Raw genomic sequence first — 2791 nt, 5'->3', positions numbered from 1 at the left:
CATAGCGCTTTATATTTATTTATAAAAGCACTCAGCAGATAATGAAATTAAGACGAATTTTTTTATACGTCTTTTTATCTTTAACTATTCTTTATGTTTCTATTTGCACTTATATGTATGTTTTCCAAAGAAATTTTTTATACCATCCTTATAAAAACAATTATTTACGTGGAGAAAAGTTAAATATTGAAATTAAAGAAATATTTGTACCTTCAACAGAGGGCATTACTTTAAAATCGTGGTTTTATAAAAATCCTAACAATAAATACACAGTATTATTTTTTCATGGCAATGCAGGAGAACTTGGGAATAGAATCTATAAATTAAATGAATTAAAAAATTTAAATTTAAATTATTTGATAATTTCTTGGCGTGGATTTAGTGGCAATAAGGGAAGTCCAACGGAACAAGGATTATATAATGATGCTAAAAGCGCTATTGAATGGTTGGAAAAAAATAATATTACAAAAAATAAAATTATTTTGTACGGGGAATCTTTAGGCACAGGCGTTGCAGTTGAGGTTGGTCAAAATCAAAAGTTTGCAGGAATTATTTTAGAGTCTCCCTACACTTCTATAGTTGATGCTGCAAAAATTTATTATCCTTATTTACCTGTGGATCTAATATTAAAAGATAAATATTTAACTTTAAAAAAAATTAAAAATATTAATTCACCTATTCTTATAATGCATGGTGGAGCTGATATAATAATACCTATTGCTATGGGAAAAAAATTATTTAATGAGGTTCAGTCAAAAAAATATGCATACTTTCCACAATTTGATCGTCATATGATGACTTATAATTCTGAACTGAAGTTGGAATTGCAGAAATTTATAAAAACTCTAAATTAGTTCTTAGTAAAAGCTTGAACAAAGTCTTTTGCAACAAAGTTATCCAAATCTTCTTCTTTTTCACCAACTCCAATTGCATAAATCGGAATTTGAAATTGCTTTGCAATTGCAACAAGAATTCCGCCTTTTGCCGTGCCATCTAGTTTAGTCATAATAATTCCAGAGATAGGGGTAATTTTTTTAAATTCTTCAATTTGATTAATTGCATTTTGTCCAGTTGTTGCATCAAGGACTAAAATAGTTTCATGGGGAGCATCTCCGTCCACCTTTTTTAAAACTCGAATAATTTTAGAGAATTCTTCCATTAAGTTCTTTTTATTCTGCAGTCTTCCAGCAGTATCAATCACGCAATAATCTGCGTTACTTTGTTTTGCATATTCAAAACTTTTGAATGCAACGGAAGCTGGATCTGAGCCAATATTTGATTTTACTATCTCTACATTAATTTTTTTGCACCAAAGTTCTAATTGATCAATCGCGGCCGCTCTAAAAGTGTCTGCTGCTCCAACAATAATTTTGTTTCCTTGAGCTTTGAGTTTTTTGCATAGTTTGCCAATGGTCGTTGTTTTACCAACACCGTTTACACCGCAGATTAATATAACAGCAGGTTTATTATGTTTTTGTGTAAAAAAATCTTTTTGCAAAGGAATTAAAATTTGTTCAATTTCATTTGCAATAGCTTTAAAAAAATTTTCTTTGGTCAATTCTTCTTTACTGTACTTTTTATTGGCAATATTTTTTCTAAATTCTTCTACAAAATTAATGCCGACATCTGCTTGAATAAGAATATCTTCTATGTCCTGAAGAATTTCTGCCTGTGGTTTTGATTTATTAAAAACTTCATCAATTCCTTTGGTAAATTTTTCAGAAGTTTTTTTTAAACTTTCTTGAAGCTTTTTAAAAAAATTCATTAAAAATTATATTTTAAGACTAATATTATTAATATTTGAAACAGATCCGGTCATTATAATATGTTTGTCTTTTGTCCATTCGATATGAAGTGTACCGTTTTTAAAATGAATATTAACTTTTTTACCCGCTAAACCTAATTTACTCGCAGCTACAGCAGTAGCACAAGCAGCAGTACCGCAAGCAAGTGTTAAGCCCGCTCCTCTTTCCCAAACTTTAACAGAGATATTTTTTTTATTCATTACTTGTGCAAATGTAACATTACATCTTTCTGGAAAAAATTCATGATGTTCAATTTGTGGACCAATTTTTTTAAGTAATTCAAATGTTATATCTTTAAAGAAAATAATATGAGGATTGCCCACACTTAAAGTATATCCTGAAAGAATTCCAAAATGTTTGGTCTTAACTTTTACTTTTGAATGATTCATTTTTTTTACTAAGGGAATTTTTTTCCACTCAAAGTTTGGTATTCCCATATCAACAGAGACCTCAGTTTTTCCAGTTAGTTTTGCTTTTAAAATTCCGCTTTCAGTATTAATTTTTGTTTTTTTTAATTTTTTTTCATTCATTAGAAAGTATGAAATACATCTAGAGCCATTTCCGCACGCTCCTGTTTCTCCACCATCAGAATTATAAAAAGTTATTTTGGCATTTGATTTTTTTTCTTTATCTTTATCTATAATAATAATTTGATCGCAACCTGGACCTTTTTTTCTGTCAGCAATATTTATAATTTGTTGTTTTGAAAGATTGATTTTATCTTTTCTTCTATCAATAATGATAAAATCATTACCCAGACCGTCCATTTTATAAGCTTGTATTTCGTTCATCTGTTTTGCTGTTGTATGCTACAAATATTCTCAATTATTGACTTTTAAAATAGTAAAATATACTTTTAATAAAATTTTCCACAAAAATAAGCAGGTTTTGTGGTGTCCTTCTAATGAAGGAGATCAACACTAGTCAGCGATATTCGCCCACTAGTGCGATTGCTGCTGGAGAAAAAAAATGTTTGAAAATTTAAC

General features: G+C 29.0%; 3 protein-coding genes. 1 reads left to right on the top strand and 2 read right to left on the bottom strand.

The annotated features are described in order from the left end of the window. The first annotated feature begins 41 nt into the window (after positions 1-41). Positions 42-854 (top strand): alpha/beta hydrolase, encoded by an 813-nt coding sequence (locus AC8IGH_RS05290; protein ID WP_507419672.1) that lies wholly within the window; start codon positions 42-44, stop codon positions 852-854. Here the strand turns inward: AC8IGH_RS05290 and ftsY are convergent. Both ftsY and dapF read right to left on the bottom strand, forming a co-directional pair. After that, complete coding sequence (gene ftsY, locus AC8IGH_RS05285; protein WP_507419671.1) at positions 851-1765, bottom strand: signal recognition particle-docking protein FtsY; 915 nt, start codon at positions 1763-1765, stop codon at positions 851-853. The genes AC8IGH_RS05290 and ftsY overlap by 4 nt on opposite strands. A 6-nt stretch (positions 1766-1771) precedes the next feature. After that, on the bottom strand, positions 1772-2596 hold the full coding sequence (gene dapF / locus AC8IGH_RS05280) for a diaminopimelate epimerase (RefSeq protein WP_507419670.1): 825 nt from the start codon (positions 2594-2596) through the stop codon (positions 1772-1774). Between the last annotated feature and the right edge of the window lie 195 nt (positions 2597-2791).

This window comes from Candidatus Allofontibacter sp. (assembly GCF_038145245.1).
In the GTDB taxonomy this organism is placed as follows: domain Bacteria; phylum Pseudomonadota; class Alphaproteobacteria; order Pelagibacterales; family Pelagibacteraceae; genus Fontibacterium.
This window is presented reverse-complemented; position numbering and strand designations above follow the sequence as displayed.

Coding starts and splice junctions, on each gene's coding strand:
- AC8IGH_RS05290 (WP_507419672.1), top strand. CDS start 42: ATGAAATTAAGACGAATTTTTTTATACGTCTTTTTATCTTTAACTATT.
- ftsY (WP_507419671.1), bottom strand. CDS start 1,765: ATGAATTTTTTTAAAAAGCTTCAAGAAAGTTTAAAAAAAACTTCTGAA.
- dapF (WP_507419670.1), bottom strand. CDS start 2,596: ATGAACGAAATACAAGCTTATAAAATGGACGGTCTGGGTAATGATTTT.